Raw genomic sequence first — 18,392 nt, forward strand, 5'->3', positions numbered from 1 at the left:
CTGAAAGCCTTATATGATGAAAAATACGAAATGTCTGATTGTCTTGTTTTTCTTTTTTTTAATGCCGTTTTGTTATTCGCAAACTGATTCAATTCCGAATAATAAAAGAGATATTCTTGATGTTTTGTATAAACTTTTTCATAAAAATGATTCTGTTAGAACTGGGTTGGACAAAAAGATTGCTTTCTCGTTATTGCCTGTGCCTGTTAATGCTGATAAAAGTGCAGGATTAGTGGTTTCCTTTTTAACGTCTTTTTATCTGGGAGATGAAAAAACAACCAATATGTCTCAAGTTACATTTTCGCCTTATTTCAGTTTTACGAATCAATATGTCTTTCCTATTCAGTCCTATATTTATACAAGAGATAACCATTGGAATTTTATTGGGGATTACCGTTTTATGATTTATCCGCAAGATACCTATGGTTTGGGCGGAAATAATACAGATGATAAAATGTCGACTCTTGATTACCAACAATGGCGCTTTTATCAATTTGCAACACGAAAGATAGTTGGAAATTTCAGGGCTGGTCTTGGTTTGTTGTACGACAATTACCAGAATATTTCTGAAGAATCTTATATCGACGGCGAAACCGATTATTATAAATATATGAACGGAGATTTTTCTAACGAAACTTCTTTTGGAGTTGCACTTCAAGGACTGTATGATTCTCGTGAAAACAACGTAAATCCCGAACAAGGTTTGTATGTTGAAGCCGATTATAGAATAAATACAAGCGGTGTCGAAGGGAAAAAATGGAATTCAATTTATATTGACGCGAGAAAGTATCATTCTTTTAGCAAAAAAAGACACAAAGTTTTAGCTTATCGAGCTTTTTATTGGTCAACTTTTGGAGGGAAACCTCATTATTTAGATCTTCCAAGTATTGGCTGGGATCGTGAAGGGAAAACGGGAAGAGGTTTTACCCGAAATAGATTTCGAAGCAATGCGCTTTTATATTTTGAAGGAGAATACAGAATGGATATTTCAAGAAATGGATTTTGGGGAGCTGTTTTTTTTACTAATATTTCTTCGGTTTCAAAGTTTGAAACTTATGATTTCTCAAAATGGAATCCCGCTGTAGGTACAGGATTGCGCATTAAATGGAACAAAAAAAACAACAGTAATTTAGTGTTGGATTACGGAATCAGTAAAAACGATTGGTCATTGCGACTAGGTTTGTCTGAAAATTTCTAACTTCCCCCAAAATAAATTTCCTGTTTTTTTATGCAGCTTTCCGTTATTATTTTAAATTACAATGTGCGTTATTTCCTCGAACAGTGCGTTTTGAGTGTTCAAGAAGCTATTTCGGCAATGGATGCTGAAATCATTGTAGTGGATAATAATTCTTCTGATGACTCTTGTTTGATGTTGCAAGAGCGATTTCCAAAGGTAAAACTCATTCAAAACAAAGAAAATTTCGGGTTTCCAAAAGGAAATAATATAGGTGTGCAGGAAGCGCAAGGAAAGTATCTGTGTATTTTAAATCCTGATACAATTGTTGCCGAAGATACTTTTATTAAAACTTTGGCTTTCGCCGAAGCGCAACAGGACTTAGGAATAATTGGATGCAAATTAATTGACGGCAAAGGAAATTTTTTGCCCGAAAGCAAACGCGGAATTCCGACACCTTGGGTTGCTTTTACAAAAGTTTTAGGCTTGTATAAATTCTTCCCGAAATGGAAAATTTTTAATCAATATTATGCCCAACATATAAATGAAAATGAGAACGGAAAAGTTGAAATTCTTGTTGGCGCATTTATGTTTATGACGCGAGAGCTTTATAATGATTTGAATGGTTTTGATGAAAATTGTTTTATGTATGCTGATGATATTGATTTATCGTATAGAGTATTGCAAAAACAAAAGACAAATTATTATTTTGCCGAAACGACAGTTTTGCATTATAAAGGTGAAAGCACTATAAAAGATGAGAAATACATGAAGCGTTTTCAAGAAGCAATGAACTTCTTTTATAACAAGCATTTCAAGAAATCATTGTTTTTCAGTTCATTTATTCAAATCGGAATTTGGTTTTTTTCTTTTGTAAAAATGTTTCAAGGAAAACCGAAGAGAAAACCGAAACCTGAAAAGTATATTTTTTATTCTTCAAATAGTATTTTGTCTGAAAAATTACCCTCAATTCTAAAAAATAAAGTTCAGTTTTTGGATTTCAAAAAAGAAAAAATGGTAAATTCGTCCCACGTTTTTAAGGGTAAAAGAGTTGAGATTATTTTAGATAATCAGTACGTTTCATTCAAAAAATGTATCAAAATCATAGAAACTCTTAAAGATAAGGAGGTTACTTTTAAGATTTTCCCCAAAAAAACAAATTTTATTATTGGAAGCAATTCGCGAAATGACAGAGGGCAAATTGTAAAAATTGAGTAAAAAATTATATTAAATGTAATTTATGTTTAAAATATTCAGTAATTTCGCAATCTGAAAATCAAAATCACCCTTGAGGTTAACAATATGGCAAGATTTGAATTAAAACTTCCTAAAATGGGAGAAAGTGTCGCTGAAGCAACTATTACAAACTGGTTGAAAGAAGTTGGAGACAGAATTGAAGCTGATGAAGCTGTACTGGAAATTGCAACTGACAAAGTTGACAGCGAAGTACCAAGCGAGGTATCAGGAGTTTTAGTTGAACAGTTATTTGGTAAAGATGATTTAGTTCAGGTAGGGCAGACTATTGCGATTATTGAAACAGAAGGTGATGCTCCAGCTGAAGCAAAAGATGAAGAAACTGCAATCCCTGCAGCAGTTGCAGAAATTGAAAAAATAATTGAAGCAGTTCAAGAAACAGTAAGCACTCCGCAGGATTTTGCTTCATCGGATAAATTCTTTTCTCCATTGGTTAAAAATATTGCCAAAGAAGAAGGGGTTTCTATTGCTGAACTTGATAGTATTCAAGGTTCAGGAAAAGATGGACGCGTAACTAAAGAAGATATTTTAAAATACGTTGAAGACCGCAAATCTGGAGTGGTAGCTCTTGTTGCAGCAACGGAACCTGCAAAAGTAGCAGCTGAACCAGTAAAAGTGGCTGAGCCAGTAAAAGCGGTAGAACCTGTTGCTCAAAAAAGTCATCAAGCGGTTCCGGTTTCTGTAAATGGAGGTGATGAAATCATCGAAATGGACAGAATGCGTAAGCTGATCTCAGGATACATGGTGGCTTCTGTGCAGACTTCGGCTCACGTTCAGTCGTTCATTGAGGTCGATGTAACAAACATTGTAAAATGGAGAGATAAAGTTAAAACAGCTTTCGAGAAAAGAGAAGGCGAGAAGTTGACTTTTACGCCTATTATGATGGAAGCGGTTGCGAAAGCTTTGAAAGATTTTCCAGGAATGAATATTTCTGTTGATGGCGAATATATTATCAAAAAGAAAAATATAAATTTAGGAATGGCGGCGGCTTTGCCAAATGGAAATTTAATTGTTCCTGTAATTAAAAATGCAGATCAGTTAAATCTTGTTGGAATGGCAAAAGCAGTTAATGATTTAGGGAACCGTGCAAAAGCTGGAAAATTAAAACCTGACGATACGCAAGGTGGAACTTATACGGTTACAAACGTAGGGACTTTTGGAAGTGTTTTTGGAACGCCAATTATCAATCAGCCGCAAGTTGGAATTCTAGCTCTTGGAGCAATTCGTAAAGTGCCTGCGGTTATTGAAACTCCTGAAGGTGATTTTATCGGAATTCGTCAAAAAATGTTCTTGTCGCACTCTTATGATCATAGAGTTGTAGATGGAGCTTTAGGCGGTAGCTTCGTAAAAAGAGTAGCCGAATATTTAGAGGCTTTTGATGTAGATCGCGATTTTTAGTCGATTCAATAAATAAATTTAGAACCCGGAAAATCAATTCGTTTTCCGGGTTTTTTATTAACAAGAAAATTAGAAATTAAAGTTTTAAGACCATCATATGGGGCTCTTTTTTAAAGTTAAAATCTAATAAATAGCCTTTTTTTAGGCAAAAAAAATGGAAATAGGGGCGGAAAATTCGGCTTTAAAATTTACATTTGTAATCTTATAAAAATTAAAATGGAATTAAAACTTAACAAACCAATTTGCTTTTTTGATCTTGAAACAACAGGAATAGATATCGGTAAAGATCGAATCGTAGAAATTTCAATATTCAAAGTTTTCCCAAACGGAAATAAGGAGAGTAAAACATGGTTGGTGAATCCTACAATTCCAATTCCTCCTCAAACAACGGCTGTGCATGGTATTACTGATGAAAAAGTAGCAAACGAACCTACTTTTGCAGAACTTGCTCCTCATATTTATAATATGATAAAAGATAGTGATTTGGGAGGTTTTAACTCAGATCGTTTTGATATTCCATTGCTTGCTGAAGAGTTGCTTCGTGCGGGAGTAGATTTTGATATGAAAAACAAAGTTTCTGTAGATGTCCAGACTATTTTCCATAAAATGGAAGAACGTACATTGAGTGCCGCCTTGAAGTTTTATTGTGGAAAAACATTGGATAATGCGCACTCAGCAGAAGCAGATACAATGGCGACTTACGAAATTTTAAAAGCGCAGTTGGACCGTTATCCTGAATTGGAAAACGATATGAAAGCATTGTCGGAGTTTACAACACGCAAAAAAATCGCTGATTTTGCAGGAATGATTGCTTTTGATAAAGATGACGAGGAGATTTTTACTTTTGGAAAACACAAAGGAGCCAAAGTTGAGAAAATTCTTGAAACTGAACCAGGATATTTCAGCTGGATTCAAAACGCAGATTTTCCTTTGTATACCAAGAAAGTTTTGACAGGAATTAAATTAAGAAAATTAAATACGAAATAAGTTTCTAAGTTGCTAAGATTCTAAGATGCTAAATTCTTAGGGTCTTAGTGTCTTAGAATCTTAGCAACTTAAGAGAAATGAAGATTATTTGTATCGGTAGAAATTATACCAATCATATTGAGGAATTAAAAAACGAACGCCCTGATGAACCGGTTATTTTTATGAAGCCTGATTCGGCGGTTTTGTTGAAGCAACATCCTTTTGTAATTCCAGAATTTTCTGAGGAGATTCATCACGAAATTGAGATAATTGTTAAAATAAATAAAGTAGGAAAGTATATCGAGCCTAAATTTGCCAATAAGTATTATGACGAAATTAGTGTAGGTATCGATTTTACTGCCAGAGATTTACAAGATAAACTAAAAGCTAAAGGATTGCCTTGGGAGAAAGCAAAAGCATTTGATGGTTCTGCTGTAATTGGAGATTTTTTGCCAAAAAGTGATTTCGTTTCTATGGAAAATCTTACTTTTGAACTGAAAAACAATTCTAATACAGTTCAGAAAGGCAATACAAGTTTGATGCTTTGGAAAATTGATGAGCTTATTGCGTATGTTTCGCAATTTTTTACATTAAAAATTGGAGACATAATTTTTACAGGAACGCCTGCGGGTGTTGCGCCTGTAAAACCAAATGATGTTTTAGAAGGCTTTTTGGAAGATAAAAAATTATTCAGAATACAAGTAAAATAATGGCTTTAAAGTACAACCTTTCGAAAGTATATACGCTTTCAGACAATGATCCGGAATTCGTAAACGAAATTCTTAAATTATTTGTTACTGAAGTTCCTGAAGATTTAAAGCAAATCAAGGAAGGAATCAAGAAAAAGGATCATAAATATGCTTATTCGTATGCGCACAAAATAAAGCCTACGCTGGATTTAATGGGCTTGAATGTCGCTTTTGAAGAAATTCTTCAGGTTGAAGCATGGACAAAGGCTGAAGGCAAGAAAAAAGATATTATTGAGACTTTTAAAAGTATCAGAGTACAAGTAAAAGAAGCGATAAAAGAAATCAAAAAAGACTTTGATCTTTAAAATTTAAACCTGGCTTATTCCTAAATCTACTTAAATATATTAGGAATAAGTCATTTTTCTTATTTTTTAAATTTTGTGAAAGTGGCTTTTAGTTAGCAAAAGCCCTTTAATACCTCTTCAAAAAAACAAAATTTAATATTCTATAAATTTTAGGCTTACTTATGTAAGAAATAATAAAGTATTTTGGTGTTATGAAAGCAACTATTATAACTATTGGGGATGAAATATTAATAGGTCAGATTATTGATACGAATTCAGGTTTTATTGCAAAAGCATTAGACCGAATTGGGGTTGAGGTTGCAGAAATGATCTCCATAAGTGACGATAAAAAGCAGATTTTGGATACGTTTGCTCAGCTTCAAAATAAAGTTGATATTGTTATTGTAACTGGAGGTTTAGGCCCTACAAAAGATGATGTCACTAAAAAAACATTCTGTGAATATTTTGATGATGAGCTTGTTGTAAATCCTGAAGTTCTGGCGCATGTAACGCAGTTAATTGAAGGTTTTTATAAAAGACCGATTTCGCAATTAAATAAAGATCAAGCTTTAGTTCCTTCGAAATGTACGGTTTTGCATAACCAAGTAGGGACCGCGCCAGGAATGTGGATGAAGAAAGAAAATACGGTTTTTGTTTCGCTTCCAGGAGTTCCGTATGAGATGAAATATTTGGTTGAAGAAGAAATAATTCCAAAAATAGTTCGCGAATACAAACGTCCATACATTATTCATAAAACCATTTTAACTTATGGACAAGGTGAAAGTTTGGTTGCAGAGCGTATTGAGAATTGGGAAAATAATTTGCCGGAATTTATCAAATTGGCTTATTTGCCAAATCCAGGAAGAGTTCGTTTGCGTATGACTGCCCGAGGAACTGATAAAGAAGAATTAGAAAAAGCGATTGAGGAAAATGTTCGATCTTTGGATGCTATAATTCATGATATAATAGTGGGCTATGAAGAAAACGAAACTATCGAAACCGTAATTGCAAAGTTTCTGACAAAGCAAAACAAAACAATTTCGACTGCGGAAAGTTGTACAGGAGGGAGAATTGCTTCGCTTTTATCTTCCGTGCAAGGGGCATCTAAATATTTTAAAGGAAGTGTAGTTTCGTATGCAACAGAAGCGAAAGTCAATATTCTTGGGGTTTCGCAGGATTTGATTGATGAATATTCGGTGGTAAGTGCTCAAGTTGCGTCGGCTATGGCTTTGAGTGTGAAAGAGATGCTTGAAACAGACTATGCGATTGCAACGACAGGTAACGCCGGACCATCAAAAGGAGACTCAGATGCTGAAATCGGCACTGTTTTTATAGCTTTGGCAACGCCAAATGAAGTAATTGTAGAAGAATTTAACTTCGGACAACCGCGTGAAAAAGTGATAGATAGAGCGACTATTAAGAGTTTGGAAATATTACAGAAAGAAATTTTAAAAATTGTGCAATAATTTTTTGCTACAATGGTTTATTTTTCTTTTCTTTGCACCCTGATTTTGAATAACGATAAAAGATAAGTATAATGTCAAGAGTTTGTGACCTTACAGGTAAAAGAGCGATGGTAGGAAATAACGTTTCTCACGCTATGAACAAAACTAAGAGAAAGTTTTCTGTAAACTTAGTTAAAAAGCGTTTTTATCTTCCAGAAGAAGATAGATGGATTACTCTTAGAGTAGCAGCATCTACGATAAAAACAATTAATAAAAATGGAATCACTGCAGTTTTGAAAAAAGCGCAGTCAGAAGGATTTATCAAATAATCTTTTCCTAAATAAATATATAGCAAGATGGCAAAGAAAGGTAATAGAATCCAAGTAATTTTAGAATGTACTGAGCACAAGACTTCTGGTGTTCCAGGAACTTCTAGATATATTACAACTAAGAACAAAAAAAATACTCCAGACAGATTAGAGATTAAAAAATTTAATCCAATCTTGAAAAGAGTAACTGTTCACAAAGAAATTAAGTAATAATTAGAGATTTTTATAAATCTCAAATGGTTTGGCCATTCGAGTTTTATGAAAAGTTCAATAACATTTGAATCATGGCAAAGAAAACCGTAGCATCGTTACAAACATCTTCTAAGAGATTATCAAAAGCCATCAAAATGGTGAAATCTCCTAAAACTGGTGCATATACATTCGTAGAATCTATTATGGCCCCTGAAGAAGTTGATGAATTCTTGAAAAAGAAATAATTACAATTACATTATATAGAAAAGCTACTTTCTTTCAGGAAGTAGCTTTTTTATTACCTATATTTGTCTAAAAATTTAAAGAATCGCAACAATTGCTCTTTTTTTGAAAAACAATTACGCTTTCTTTAATAAATTGGATTTCTTGCTTGAAAATCTAGAAATCTAGTAAAACTAAATAAACTACAAAAAATGAGTTTTTTTAAAAAATTATTCTCTACCGAAAAAAAAGAGACTTTAGACAAAGGTCTTGAAAAAACAAAAACTACTTTTTTCTCGAAGTTAAGCAAAGCCGTTGCTGGAAAATCTAAAGTTGATGACGATGTTTTAGATAATCTGGAAGAAGTTCTTGTAGCATCAGACGTTGGTGTAAATACGACTTTGAAAATCATAGAACGAATTGAAAAACGTGTTGCTGAAGATAAATATCTTGGAACTGACGAATTAAACCAGATTCTTCGTGACGAAATTGGTGCTTTATTGTCTGAAACGAATACAGGCGAAGCAACAGAATTTGAAGTTCCTGCAACTAAAAAGCCTTATGTTTTAATGGTTGTTGGGGTAAATGGAGTTGGGAAAACTACAACAATTGGAAAATTAGCTTATCAATTTAAAAAAGCTGGACATAAAGTAGTTTTAGGTGCTGCCGATACTTTTCGTGCTGCAGCAATTGATCAATTGCAAGTATGGGCAGATAGAGTACAGGTGCCTATTGTAAGACAGCAAATGGGTAGTGATCCAGCTTCTGTAGCTTTTGATACTTTGCAATCTGCAGTTGCTCAAGATGCCGATGTTGTGATTATTGATACTGCAGGCCGTTTGCATAATAAAATCAACTTGATGAACGAGCTTACAAAAGTAAAAAGAGTAATGCAAAAAGTCGTTGCCGATGCTCCTCATGATGTGCTTTTGGTTTTAGATGGTTCAACTGGGCAAAATGCCTTTGAACAAGCAAAACAATTTACTGCTGCGACAGAGGTAACATCATTAGCAGTTACTAAGTTAGACGGAACAGCAAAAGGTGGTGTTGTAATTGGTATTTCTGATCAGTTTAAAATTCCGGTAAAATATATTGGTGTTGGTGAAGGAATTGAAGATTTACAGGTCTTTAATAAATATGAATTCGTTGACAGTTTCTTTAAATAATATATAATGAAAAACATATCAGCTCTAACTTTTTATTTTGCTAGCGTAATAGCTTTTGTTCTGGCAAATGTCTTGAAGGATAAGAATCTCTCAGTGTATTATGCTTTGCTGGTTCTGGGAATTGTCTTGTTCTTTTTAGGAGTTTTTAAAAGAATAAAAACTAACCGCTAGTTTTTCGATCTTAAAATATTTGAGCTTTTAAATAAAAGTGTTTTTAATGACTTTTATTTAAAAGCTCTTTTTTTATTGATATAATGCATTGATTTTTTCCCAAAGCGTTTTATCGAAATCAGATAAGGCTAGGTTTACGTTATCTGCGGCATCTCCCATTCTTATTACTACCATTTTCTTGCTTGGAATTACGTAAATTTTCTGATCATTTTTTCCTAAAGCCATGAACATGTCGCTTGGACCGGTTGGAATTACGCTTCCTTGAAAGGTAAGTTGTGATTGTGGTAAATGATAAGAAGTTTTTCCGTTGAGCCACCATAAATAACCATATCCTAAATTAATGTTTTGTGAAGTTGTTGTTGCTTCATTAAAATAAGCTTCGTTCAAAATAGTATTGTTTTTCCATTTTCCTTTATTGAGCATTAACAATCCAAAGCGTGCCATGCTTCTTGTGGTGCTTGTATAGACGCTGTTGACATCGATTTGAACCCAATTACCGTTCATTCCGATTTTATCTCTTAATTTAGTGTTGAAATAGGTTTCCCATTTTTGCCCGCTTGCTTTTTCGACAACGTCTTGTAGCTTTACGTATACATTATGATATGCCCATCGAGAACCGGCATCGGCTTTGTATTTTAAATTGGCAGGTTCAACATCGTCTGTGCTGTCGTCTAATCCCGATGTCATCGTTAATAAATGTTTGCAGGTAATTAGGTTTTCCTGTGCTAATGTTTCGCTTGTCCAGCCAGTGCCCAGATATTTTGAAACTTTATCATTTATATTTAATAAATTTTCTTGCTGTGCAATTCCGGTAACGGTTGAAGTTAATGTTTTCCCAGCGCTGGCCCAATACCATGGTGTTGTTGCTGAATGTCCGTTGAAGTAATTCTCTAACACGATTCGGCCGTTAACTAGGATTATGAACGATTTGGAGTTTTTGAGCTGCAAATAATCTAAAAGAGGCTGAACGGCATTTTGATTCCATTTTAGATCTGCTATTGATTTTGTTTCCCAAGTGTTTCCTGTTAATGGCGGAAAATACATACTTTCTGAAGGAGTTGTTTCTGGTTCAGTAGAATCTTTGCTACAACTCACAAACAATAAGATTGTCAGGATAGTACAAATAGTTTTGGTCATGGTTTTTTGGTTTTAGTTTTGGGGTTTGACCAAAAATATGTAAAATAGTTTAATGGGTTTTGCAAATTTTTATTTCTTTTGAAATTTATAAGTTTAACTTTGTAGTTCACTAAATTTTCTTTTGAAAACGGGTGCCCTAGCCCTGATGGGAGCGGCATCTCCCGATTTAGAAAAACAAGGCTTTTTTAGCCGTAGTTTTTGTTTATCGGGAATACAGCGGACAGCAGGAAGCAGCTCCTAATTAATATTACAAATTATTATGAAAAACATTTTTATGATTTTGGTTTTATCACTTTTGTTTGTGGGGTGCAAACAGGAGATTAAACCGGCAGATATTGCAAAACTTAATGGCTACTGGGAAATTGAAAAAGTTGTTTTTGATAAAGGTGAGGAGAAGGCTTATGGAATGAATGAAAACTTTGATTTTTTTAAAATTAAGGGAACAAAAGGAACGAGGACGAAAGTGATGGCGCAATTGGATGGGACTTTTTTGACTACGAATACTTTTGAGAATTTTTCGGTTAGATTTACAGACAAAGGAACTTTTTTGGATTATAAAACGAATTATGCGAAGTGGAGCGAAGAATTGATTTCAATTTCGGATAAAGAGTTTGTGGTGAAAAATGACCAAAATAAAGAGTATCATTATAAAAAAGCAGGACCAGTTAATATTTTAAACGATGGCAAAGAGACTAAATAACGAAAGTACGATTGGTGCTGTTTTGAAGCAGATTATTCAAACAAACAAACTTCAGTCCGGAATGGATGAAATTGATGTTCGTGATGCTTGGAAACAACTAATGGGAAGTGGTGTGAATACATACACAAGAAATGTTGTTTTGAAGGGAAGCACGCTTTATGTTGAATTAGGTTCGGCAGTTTTGCGTGAAGAGCTTAGCCATGGAAAGTCGAAAATCGTTAAAATGATTAATGAGGAACTTGGGCGCGACGTCGTGAAAGATGTTGTTTTGAGATAGATTTTTTTTGATTAAAGGCAGTTTAATTATGATGATGGTAAAATCGAAATTTAAAATCTTCCCAATTGTTCTAATTTCATATTTAAGTGCTTTGCCACTTTTGCTAATAATTGTATGCCTTGTTTCGCCAAAGCTAAATGTGATTTTAGCTGCTTCGGTTGTATTGTCTATTGTGGTTGTTTTCTGGATGACAATTTTGAAAAGTAAATCACACAGTGTAGAAATGAGTGAAGATGATATTTCTGTGAAGCGCTACTTTGGATTGGGTGAATTGGTTGTTTATAAATATAGTAAGTTAGATGGTTTTGTAACTGTAATGGAATCTGCAAAGGGCAGTGTTTATGAAACTATTTTTATTCTGGAAAATGGAAAGCGAATAAGCTGTATTTCTAGTTTTTATCATAAAAATTTTGAGAACCTAAAGTTGAGATTAAAAGAGAATTTAGTTGATTTAGGAGAGTAAAGCAATTTTAAATAAGAGAAGTTTAGAATTGTTTTGAGTAAGATCAATAAAAAAAATGCTGTTTGGTTTACAAACAGCATTTTTTTATGAATGGCAATCACTGAAAACTGTGACTGCGACTGAAAACTATTTTATTAAAATTGCTCTCTTCCTGCAAAGTGGAATGCACTTTCGATAGCAGCGTTTTCGTCGCTGTCAGATCCGTGAACTGCATTTTCTCCAATTGAAGTAGCGTATGCTTTACGAATAGTTCCTTCAGCAGCTTCAGCTGGGTTTGTAGCACCAATTAAAGTTCTGAAATCTTCTACTGCGTTGTCTTTTTCTAAAATTGCAGCAACAATTGGTCCGCGTGACATAAATTCAACTAATTCTCCGTAGAAAGGTCTTTCTGCGTGAACTGCATAAAATGCTTGAGCATCAGCTACAGTTAATTGAGTTAATTTTAATGAAACGATTTTGAAACCTCCGTTAGTAATCATTGCTAAGATATTCCCGATGTGTCCGTTTGCAACAGCATCTGGTTTAATCATTGTAAAAGTTCTATTTGTTGCCATTTTATTGTGCTTTTTAAATTTTGTGCAAAAGTAGACTTTTTTTATGAATTGATTTTAATAAATTCATAATTTAAACATCTTAGAATGCTGTTTTGAACAAGAAAAGCTTTTTTTTGAACGATATAAGTTATATGAGTTCATTTAAATTGTAGAGATGCACAGCTGTGCATCTAACGCACAGTTGATCTTGGAATAGAAAAAGACGCACCGCAGTGCGTCTCTACATATATTTTAGAATGTTTTTTAGACTTTGAAAATTAATTTGTTTCTGTAGAAGATCCACAAAATAAATGTCCAAATGCAGACATAAACCAATGCGCCTGCCAATGAAGCATTCATAGGATTGGTGAAAAATGGTGCAATCCAGAAACTATACAAGTAATTCAATAAATTTATTTTTTCGGAAGTTTTATGTGGATTTTGAAATTCAATCATTACCAATGCCTGCGGAATAATTTGCGAGCTAAAAAACACAATCATTGGGTTGACTCCCCAAATCAAAAACAGTTTGAATCCTTTTTTGTAATCTGCAATATCTATTATTAAATACAATATTGTCAAGAATACAGTTGCTAATCCGGTTGTATATAAAACATAACTGCTGGTCCAGATTGATTTGTTAATTGGAAAAATGGTGTCCCAAAGCAACCCGAAAAAAATAAGTATTGTTCCTATAATACCCATTTTTTGAGCTTTCTGAATTTTGGTAATATCAAGCAGTAAAAGTTTTCCAATTAATAAACCGATGATTCCGTTTACGATTGATGGAATTGTGCTTAAAACTCCTTCTGGATCCCAAGTTAGGGTTTCACGATACATGTGTCCTTTTAATAAAACGCTATCGAGCCAAGCTGATAAATTTGTCCCTTTTTCAAGATTTGCCTCTCCAATGCCGGGAACGGGAATTAAAGTCATAAAAGCCCAATACCCAAATAATAAGACAATTCCAGTTAAGATTTGCATTTTTTGAGAAGTTTTTAAATACAATAAAGAAACTACAAAATAAACAATAGCAATCCTTTGCAATACTCCCGGAAGCCTTACATCTTGGTAAGCTTCTATGCCACTGTAAGCCAGAAATAAGTATATGAATAGAATCGAAAAAGCTAAAATGTTTTTAATTTTTGAACTGAAATTCCCCATTAAAGCATAACCGACAGCAATAGTTATTCCCAAGCGCCCAATCAAAAGTGGGACACCTTCAAGTCCAAACAGCTGAATTTTTCCGAAGAAGTTGAAGAAAATCCCTAAACAAAGCATTCGTAAGGAACGAATCAGGATTTTGTTGAATGTAGTGCCGTCATAAAATTTATCCGGCATTGCAAGCGGAACTGCAACTCCCATTATAAAAACAAAAAATGGAAAAACTAAATCGGTTGGGGTACAGCCATTCCATTCGGCGTGGAGTAGTGGCGGATAAACATGGCCCCAGTCTCCAGGATTGTTGACGATTGTCATTAATAAAATTGTGAGTCCGCGAAAGACATCTAGCGAAATTAAGCGTTCTTTTACCATTTGTTTTGGGTAAATAGGTTAGTTAATAATTTAAAAAATCGCTATTTGGTTTGGAGAATAATAGTTTTGAGAAGAGAGGTGGTTATTTGGTTTCTCAGAACAATTACTTTATTTTTTAGCCACGAATTGCACAAATTGACGCTAATTTCTTTTTGCAAAAAAAAAATAAAAAATAATTCGTGGGAATTAGTGCAATTCGTGGCTATTTTTTTAAATGGTTATGATGTTAAAATTCATTTCTAATGGTTTCAGTTTTTGGATTAAAAGCGGGATTAACTGATCGCCTTTTTCCATATAAAATTCAGAAAAATTGCTTTGACGTTCTTGTAAGCTGTTATTTGGAAACAATTCGCATTGCAAATCGATTACACGTTGCAATTGATCGTTTAGGTTTCTTTTTTGAGCTTTTAATAATCGTTTTTCTAAGTTTTCTAAGCCTTTTGTCTGTTTTGCTTCCTGTGCTTTTACAGCTCCAGAAAATGATTTGTCAGTCTGATTGGCTAAGTTGTAAAGATATTCAAATTGTGTTTTCAGTGCTTCTTTTTGAGGTGTTAAATCAATTGGAAAAGCAGAAATTTTATGCGTAATAGCATTTACTAAATTCTCTTGTTTTGTAAATAAATCTTTCCAGCTTAAATTTAAATTATCGGCTTTTTTGGCTTGTTTTTCAGTTGTCAAAAGCACCGAATTACGTACTAAAAGGATTGGGAAAGTAATGTTTGCCGCATCGAAAAAAGATTTCAATTCTAGCCAATATGCAATTTCTCCGCCTCCGCCAATGTAGCATAAATTTGGGAGGATGATTTCCTGGTACAGCGGACGCATGATTACATTTGGGCTGAATTTCTCTGGATTGCTTTCTAGCAAATTGAATATTTCATCTTTTGTAAAAGCAATTTTAGTATTGTTTACATGGTATTTGTCGTTCTCAAAAATGATTCTTTCACGCAAATCATCTTCAATATAAAATAAATTGATTTCGCGTGGATTTACCTGAACGGTGTAATCTTTTAGTGATTCAATTGTTTTTTGGACTGCTTTGTATGAAGTGTTCTTTTCTAGTTCTTCTTTAGCAAACGGAATAAAAGCTTGCTTCAAAGCGGCATCGTCGGCATCAATAATAACTAATCCATAATTTGAAAATAAGCTGTCAGCCAAAAAGCGTGTTGCGTTAGCCAAATTATCATGCTTCAAATAAGCGTCTTCAAAAAGCTTTTTTAGCGTATTTGCATTTGTGCTCGATCCTAATTCTAAGGAATATATTTCTAAAAATTCAGCTAAACCTTCAGTTGAAAGTCGGCCCACAGGACCAGTACTTTCTTTGTTCCATCTGAATTTTTTTCCTTTAAAATTAAAATAATTGATTTCTTCAAAATCATGATCTTCGGTCGCCATCCAATAAATCGGAACAAAGTTATTTGATGGATATTTCGATTTTAATTCTTTAGTCAAATTAATTGTCGAAATGATTTTGTACAAGAAATATAAAGGCCCACTAAATAAATTCAACTGATGCCCAGTTGTAATTGTAAAAGTATTTTCAAGTGCTAAAAGCTCAATATTTTGTTTTGTTGAATCTGAAATCTCAATATTTTGATATTGTTTTTGTAAGGTTTCAACCAATGGGATTCGGTTCTTACTATCAAAATTGGATTGTTTTTCTTGGATTTGTTTTTCGAAATTTTCCAAAGTTGGAAAATTGTTATATAAAGATTGCAGTGCTGGTTTTTGATCTAAATAATCTTGTATCAAGGCAGAGAAATATCCTGAGGTTTGATAGCTGATACAGTCGGTAGGCATAATTTTAGATTTATTTTTGATAGCTGTAAATTTAATGAAAATATACAGTTAAAAATGTTTTTAACGATAGCTTATGATTTGATTTTTTGTTAATGATTATTAAAGGTCATAAAATCAAGTTTTTAATTTTAGCCGAAATAAAAATCTGTAAAATGTAAAACACATGAAATTTGTTAAAAAGCAATTGTTGTTTTAAAACTATTTCTGTTAAATATGAATTATTAATAATGAAACTATATTTTTGTAATCAAAAAAAAGTTATATCTATTTTACATGAAAAATAACCCAAATCAAAAGAACTCATTAAAACACGTTCTTTTTGGAAGCCTCATAGGCACCACAATTGAATTTTTTGATTTCTATATTTATGCCAATGCTGCAGTATTGGTTTTTCCTCAATTATTTTTTCCAAGTGCCGATTCAACTATGGCAACCCTAGAATCATTAGCTACTTTTTCGATTGCTTTTTTATCGCGTCCGTTGGGTTCAGCTTTTTTTGGACATTATGGAGATAAAATTGGCCGTAAATTTACCTTGGTTGCAGCTTTACTGACGATGGGAATTTCGACCGTTGCAATTGGATTTTTACCGAGTTATGCTAGTATTGGGGTTGTAGCGCCTTTATTATTAATGCTTTGCCGATTTGGCCAAGGAGTTGGTTTAGGTGGAGAATGGGGCGGAGCTGTTTTGCTTGCGATTGAAAATGCGCCACCACATAAACGAGCTTGGTACGGAATGTTTCCGCAATTAGGCGCGCCAATTGGTTTGTTGCTTTCTGGTGGAACCTTTTTATTGCTGACAGATTCTATGAGTAATGAGGATTTTATGAATTATGGTTGGAGAATTCCGTTTATTGCCAGCGCGCTTTTAGTGGTTGTAGGTTTTTATATCCGAACAAAAATTACGGAAACACCTTCTTTTGAAACTGCTAAGAAAGAACAAGAAGAGGTTAAAGTGCCTTTTTTTGAGTTGGTTAAATCATATAAAAACCAATTGGTTTTCGGTACTTTCGCAGCAATTACTACTTTTTTGGTTTTTTATTTAATGACCGTTTTTACGCTAAGTTGGGCAACATCAGATTTGGGAATCGTTAAAAGAGATGGATTATTGATACAATTATTCTCAGTATTGTTTTTTGCGCTTTTTATTCCGGTTTCGGCTGTAGTGGCTGATAAAATTGGGCGCCGTAAAATGCTTATTTTGGCTACAGCGGCAATTGCAGTTTTTGGATCTTTCTTTTCGTTCTTTTTAAGTACAGGAAATATTACGTTAGTGACCACATTTGCTTGTATCGGAATGGCTTTAATGGGATTTACTTATGGCCCGTTAGGAACCTTTTTGTCCGAGTTGTTTCCAACGAATGTTCGTTATTCTGGTGCTTCTTTGACTTTTAATTTGGCAGGAATTCTAGGCGCGGCTTTTGCGCCAATGATTGCTATTTGGCTGGCTAAAACTTACAGCGTAAGTTATGTTGGCATATATTTAATGATTGCCGCTTTTATTTCATTGATTTCTTTATTAGTGATTAGTAAGGACGAGCATAAGTTTTAGTTTAATTTTCAATTATATAAAAAAGCGGCAATAAGAAAATTGCTGCTTTTTTTTTGCTAATTAAAAAAGTATTTAGATATTTGTCTAAATATATAAATAATGAACGAGATTTTTAAAGCATTAAATGATGCAACCCGAAGAGAAATTCTGGAACTGTTGAAAGAGAAAGATTTGACAGCGGGAGAAATTGCCGATGCTTTTAATATTTCGAAACCTAGTATTTCTCATCATTTAGATATTTTAAAACGAGCCGATTTAATTACATCAGAGAAAAACGGGCAATTCATTATTTATTCCATCAATACCACCATAATGGAAGATGTTTTGCAGTGGATACTAACCTTTAAGAAATAATAAAAATGAATTTAGAATTTAAAAAAGAGCTTCCAATTATTGGAATTGTTCTTATTCCGTTTGCGTATTTGGCATTTATTTGGAACAGTCTTCCGGAAAAAGTACCAATTCACTGGAATATGAATGGCGAAATTGATAATTGGGGAAGCAAGTTTGCTTTAGTGTTTTTGGTTTTTATGTTGCCAGTTTTAATGTACATTATACTATCAGTGGCGCCAAAAATTGATCCTAAAAAAAGGATTTCTTTAATGGGGAAAAAGTTTTATCAATTAAAGTTTTTTTTAGTACTGTTGATGTCTTTACTTTCTTTATTTCTTCTTTATGTTGCAAAAAATCAATCTACTTCTAGTCTAAATTTTATGCACATATTAGTCGGACTTTTAATAATGGTTTTAGGAAATTATTTTAAAGTTATTCAGCCTAACTATTTTATCGGGATCAGAACACCTTGGACTCTGGAAAACAAGGAAGTTTGGAAAGCTACTCATACGTTTGCTGGTAAGCTTTGGTTTTTTGGAGGTTTGGTTATTGTTCTTGGAGGCATCCTGTTTTCGGGATTTATTTTCGCGAAAGCGTTTGTTGGTATCGGAATTACTTTGGCTTTAGTGCCAGTTGTGTATTCTTTTTTCAAATTCAAGCAATTGGAGAAAAAAGAAGGAAATCATAATTCTTAATTATTTAAAGTATCTAA

Annotated in this window: 22 protein-coding genes; 18 read left to right on the top strand and 4 right to left on the bottom strand. The window is 33.5% G+C overall.

The genetic code is table 11. The annotated features are described in order from the left end of the window. Window positions 1–16 precede the first annotated feature (16 nt). The 12 genes from EYY60_RS12655 (at window position 17) to EYY60_RS22285 (ending at window position 9,350) form a co-directional block, all read left to right on the top strand. The gene (locus tag EYY60_RS12655) at window positions 17–1,198 is read left to right on the top strand and encodes a BamA/TamA family outer membrane protein (RefSeq protein WP_235832327.1); all 1,182 of its coding nucleotides are present in this window, start codon (window positions 17–19) and stop codon (window positions 1,196–1,198) included. A 30-nt stretch (window positions 1,199–1,228) separates the two neighbouring features. Then, window positions 1,229–2,392, top strand: coding sequence for a glycosyltransferase family 2 protein (locus EYY60_RS12660; RefSeq protein ID WP_132989685.1), 1,164 nt, complete (start codon window positions 1,229–1,231; stop codon window positions 2,390–2,392). A gap of 84 nt (window positions 2,393–2,476) precedes the next feature. Continuing rightward, on the top strand, window positions 2,477–3,826 hold the full coding sequence (locus EYY60_RS12665) for a dihydrolipoamide acetyltransferase family protein (protein WP_132989686.1): 1,350 nt from the start codon (window positions 2,477–2,479) through the stop codon (window positions 3,824–3,826). Between the two features lie 216 nt (window positions 3,827–4,042). Then, window positions 4,043–4,813 carry a 3'-5' exonuclease gene (locus EYY60_RS12670; protein ID WP_132989687.1) on the top strand — a complete coding sequence of 257 codons (771 nt, stop codon included), beginning with the start codon at window positions 4,043–4,045 and terminating at the stop codon, window positions 4,811–4,813. A gap of 77 nt (window positions 4,814–4,890) precedes the next feature. Beyond that, complete coding sequence (locus EYY60_RS12675) at window positions 4,891–5,502, top strand: fumarylacetoacetate hydrolase family protein (protein WP_132989688.1); 612 nt, start codon at window positions 4,891–4,893, stop codon at window positions 5,500–5,502. Continuing rightward, the gene (locus EYY60_RS12680) at window positions 5,502–5,846 is read left to right on the top strand and encodes an Hpt domain-containing protein (RefSeq protein ID WP_132989689.1); all 345 of its coding nucleotides are present in this window, start codon (window positions 5,502–5,504) and stop codon (window positions 5,844–5,846) included. The genes EYY60_RS12675 and EYY60_RS12680 overlap by 1 nt, the downstream gene beginning before the upstream one ends. 191 nt (window positions 5,847–6,037) lie before the next feature. After that, window positions 6,038–7,291, top strand: a complete 1,254-nt coding sequence (locus EYY60_RS12685; protein WP_132989690.1) for a CinA family nicotinamide mononucleotide deamidase-related protein — start codon at window positions 6,038–6,040, stop codon at window positions 7,289–7,291. Window positions 7,292–7,362: 71 nt separating this feature from the next. Beyond that, complete coding sequence (gene rpmB / locus EYY60_RS12690; RefSeq protein WP_008468080.1) at window positions 7,363–7,599, top strand: 50S ribosomal protein L28; 237 nt, start codon at window positions 7,363–7,365, stop codon at window positions 7,597–7,599. Between the two features lie 27 nt (window positions 7,600–7,626). Next, window positions 7,627–7,809, top strand: coding sequence for a 50S ribosomal protein L33 (gene rpmG / locus EYY60_RS12695; RefSeq protein WP_008253902.1), 183 nt, complete (start codon window positions 7,627–7,629; stop codon window positions 7,807–7,809). 74 nt (window positions 7,810–7,883) lie between these two features. Next, window positions 7,884–8,036, top strand: a complete 153-nt coding sequence (locus EYY60_RS12700) for a DUF4295 domain-containing protein (protein ID WP_008468081.1) — start codon at window positions 7,884–7,886, stop codon at window positions 8,034–8,036. Window positions 8,037–8,225: 189 nt separating this feature from the next. Next, complete coding sequence (ftsY, locus tag EYY60_RS12705) at window positions 8,226–9,179, top strand: signal recognition particle-docking protein FtsY (protein WP_132989691.1); 954 nt, start codon at window positions 8,226–8,228, stop codon at window positions 9,177–9,179. A 6-nt stretch (window positions 9,180–9,185) separates the two neighbouring features. Then, entirely contained in the window at window positions 9,186–9,350 is a 165-nt protein-coding gene (locus tag EYY60_RS22285) for a hypothetical protein (RefSeq protein ID WP_162847883.1), read from the top strand. Between the two features lie 72 nt (window positions 9,351–9,422). Here EYY60_RS22285 and EYY60_RS12710 read toward each other — a convergent pair whose 3' ends face one another. After that, a complete protein-coding gene (locus EYY60_RS12710; protein ID WP_132989692.1) occupies window positions 9,423–10,487 on the bottom strand; it encodes a serine hydrolase domain-containing protein in 1,065 nt (354 codons plus the stop codon). A gap of 259 nt (window positions 10,488–10,746) precedes the next feature. Between EYY60_RS12710 and EYY60_RS12715 the strand changes: the two genes are divergently transcribed. From EYY60_RS12715 to EYY60_RS12725, 3 genes are read left to right on the top strand one after another with little or no spacing between them, the layout of a single operon-like run. Next, window positions 10,747–11,187, top strand: coding sequence for a hypothetical protein (locus EYY60_RS12715; protein ID WP_132989693.1), 441 nt, complete (start codon window positions 10,747–10,749; stop codon window positions 11,185–11,187). Further along, window positions 11,168–11,464 (top strand): DUF721 domain-containing protein, encoded by a 297-nt coding sequence (locus EYY60_RS12720; protein ID WP_026728031.1) that lies wholly within the window; start codon window positions 11,168–11,170, stop codon window positions 11,462–11,464. The genes EYY60_RS12715 and EYY60_RS12720 overlap by 20 nt, the downstream gene beginning before the upstream one ends. A 28-nt stretch (window positions 11,465–11,492) precedes the next feature. Then, a complete protein-coding gene (locus tag EYY60_RS12725) occupies window positions 11,493–11,927 on the top strand; it encodes a hypothetical protein (RefSeq protein WP_132989694.1) in 435 nt (144 codons plus the stop codon). A 134-nt stretch (window positions 11,928–12,061) separates the two neighbouring features. Here the strand turns inward: EYY60_RS12725 and EYY60_RS12730 are convergent, their stop codons facing one another. The 3 genes from EYY60_RS12730 to bshC all read right to left on the bottom strand — a co-directional run bounded on the left by EYY60_RS12730 (window position 12,062) and on the right by bshC (window position 15,796). Then, window positions 12,062–12,481: a nucleoside-diphosphate kinase gene (locus tag EYY60_RS12730; RefSeq protein WP_115888905.1), complete on the bottom strand. Its 420-nt coding sequence runs from the start codon at window positions 12,479–12,481 to the stop codon at window positions 12,062–12,064. A gap of 243 nt (window positions 12,482–12,724) precedes the next feature. Next, window positions 12,725–13,996 (bottom strand): acyltransferase family protein, encoded by a 1,272-nt coding sequence (locus EYY60_RS12735; protein WP_132989695.1) that lies wholly within the window; start codon window positions 13,994–13,996, stop codon window positions 12,725–12,727. Window positions 13,997–14,206: 210 nt separating this feature from the next. Continuing rightward, window positions 14,207–15,796 carry a bacillithiol biosynthesis cysteine-adding enzyme BshC gene (gene bshC / locus EYY60_RS12740; protein WP_132989696.1) on the bottom strand — a complete coding sequence of 530 codons (1,590 nt, stop codon included), beginning with the start codon at window positions 15,794–15,796 and terminating at the stop codon, window positions 14,207–14,209. Window positions 15,797–16,069: 273 nt separating this feature from the next. On the opposite strand from bshC, the gene EYY60_RS12745 reads away from it, so the two are divergent. From EYY60_RS12745 to EYY60_RS12755, 3 genes are all read left to right on the top strand, one after another. Further along, entirely contained in the window at window positions 16,070–17,347 is a 1,278-nt protein-coding gene (locus EYY60_RS12745) for an MFS transporter (protein ID WP_132989697.1), read from the top strand. Window positions 17,348–17,446: 99 nt separating this feature from the next. Beyond that, the gene (locus EYY60_RS12750) at window positions 17,447–17,701 is read left to right on the top strand and encodes an autorepressor SdpR family transcription factor (RefSeq protein WP_132989698.1); all 255 of its coding nucleotides are present in this window, start codon (window positions 17,447–17,449) and stop codon (window positions 17,699–17,701) included. Between the two features lie 5 nt (window positions 17,702–17,706). Continuing rightward, window positions 17,707–18,375: an SdpI family protein gene (locus EYY60_RS12755; protein WP_132989699.1), complete on the top strand. Its 669-nt coding sequence runs from the start codon at window positions 17,707–17,709 to the stop codon at window positions 18,373–18,375. Window positions 18,376–18,392 lie beyond the last annotated feature (17 nt).

The sequence above is a fragment of the Flavobacterium zhairuonense genome (assembly GCF_004352915.1).
GTDB classification, from domain to species: domain Bacteria; phylum Bacteroidota; class Bacteroidia; order Flavobacteriales; family Flavobacteriaceae; genus Flavobacterium; species Flavobacterium zhairuonense.

What these genes read in the sequence shown, in the direction of transcription:
- EYY60_RS12735 (WP_132989695.1), bottom strand. Translation starts at nt 13,996, where the DNA reads ATGGTAAAAGAACGCTTAATTTCGCTAGATGTCTTTCGCGGACTCACA.
- rpmG (WP_008253902.1), top strand. Translation starts at nt 7,627, where the DNA reads ATGGCAAAGAAAGGTAATAGAATCCAAGTAATTTTAGAATGTACTGAG.
- EYY60_RS12755 (WP_132989699.1), top strand. Translation starts at nt 17,707, where the DNA reads ATGAATTTAGAATTTAAAAAAGAGCTTCCAATTATTGGAATTGTTCTT.
- EYY60_RS12665 (WP_132989686.1), top strand. Translation starts at nt 2,477, where the DNA reads ATGGCAAGATTTGAATTAAAACTTCCTAAAATGGGAGAAAGTGTCGCT.
- EYY60_RS12710 (WP_132989692.1), bottom strand. Translation starts at nt 10,487, where the DNA reads ATGACCAAAACTATTTGTACTATCCTGACAATCTTATTGTTTGTGAGT.
- EYY60_RS12685 (WP_132989690.1), top strand. Translation starts at nt 6,038, where the DNA reads ATGAAAGCAACTATTATAACTATTGGGGATGAAATATTAATAGGTCAG.
- EYY60_RS12750 (WP_132989698.1), top strand. Translation starts at nt 17,447, where the DNA reads ATGAACGAGATTTTTAAAGCATTAAATGATGCAACCCGAAGAGAAATT.
- EYY60_RS12660 (WP_132989685.1), top strand. Translation starts at nt 1,229, where the DNA reads ATGCAGCTTTCCGTTATTATTTTAAATTACAATGTGCGTTATTTCCTC.
- EYY60_RS12700 (WP_008468081.1), top strand. Translation starts at nt 7,884, where the DNA reads ATGGCAAAGAAAACCGTAGCATCGTTACAAACATCTTCTAAGAGATTA.
- EYY60_RS12730 (WP_115888905.1), bottom strand. Translation starts at nt 12,481, where the DNA reads ATGGCAACAAATAGAACTTTTACAATGATTAAACCAGATGCTGTTGCA.
- EYY60_RS12725 (WP_132989694.1), top strand. Translation starts at nt 11,493, where the DNA reads ATGATGATGGTAAAATCGAAATTTAAAATCTTCCCAATTGTTCTAATT.
- EYY60_RS12655 (WP_235832327.1), top strand. Translation starts at nt 17, where the DNA reads ATGAAAAATACGAAATGTCTGATTGTCTTGTTTTTCTTTTTTTTAATG.
- EYY60_RS12745 (WP_132989697.1), top strand. Translation starts at nt 16,070, where the DNA reads ATGAAAAATAACCCAAATCAAAAGAACTCATTAAAACACGTTCTTTTT.
- bshC (WP_132989696.1), bottom strand. Translation starts at nt 15,796, where the DNA reads ATGCCTACCGACTGTATCAGCTATCAAACCTCAGGATATTTCTCTGCC.
- EYY60_RS12670 (WP_132989687.1), top strand. Translation starts at nt 4,043, where the DNA reads ATGGAATTAAAACTTAACAAACCAATTTGCTTTTTTGATCTTGAAACA.
- EYY60_RS12675 (WP_132989688.1), top strand. Translation starts at nt 4,891, where the DNA reads ATGAAGATTATTTGTATCGGTAGAAATTATACCAATCATATTGAGGAA.
- EYY60_RS22285 (WP_162847883.1), top strand. Translation starts at nt 9,186, where the DNA reads ATGAAAAACATATCAGCTCTAACTTTTTATTTTGCTAGCGTAATAGCT.
- rpmB (WP_008468080.1), top strand. Translation starts at nt 7,363, where the DNA reads ATGTCAAGAGTTTGTGACCTTACAGGTAAAAGAGCGATGGTAGGAAAT.
- EYY60_RS12720 (WP_026728031.1), top strand. Translation starts at nt 11,168, where the DNA reads ATGGCAAAGAGACTAAATAACGAAAGTACGATTGGTGCTGTTTTGAAG.
- ftsY (WP_132989691.1), top strand. Translation starts at nt 8,226, where the DNA reads ATGAGTTTTTTTAAAAAATTATTCTCTACCGAAAAAAAAGAGACTTTA.
- EYY60_RS12680 (WP_132989689.1), top strand. Translation starts at nt 5,502, where the DNA reads ATGGCTTTAAAGTACAACCTTTCGAAAGTATATACGCTTTCAGACAAT.
- EYY60_RS12715 (WP_132989693.1), top strand. Translation starts at nt 10,747, where the DNA reads ATGAAAAACATTTTTATGATTTTGGTTTTATCACTTTTGTTTGTGGGG.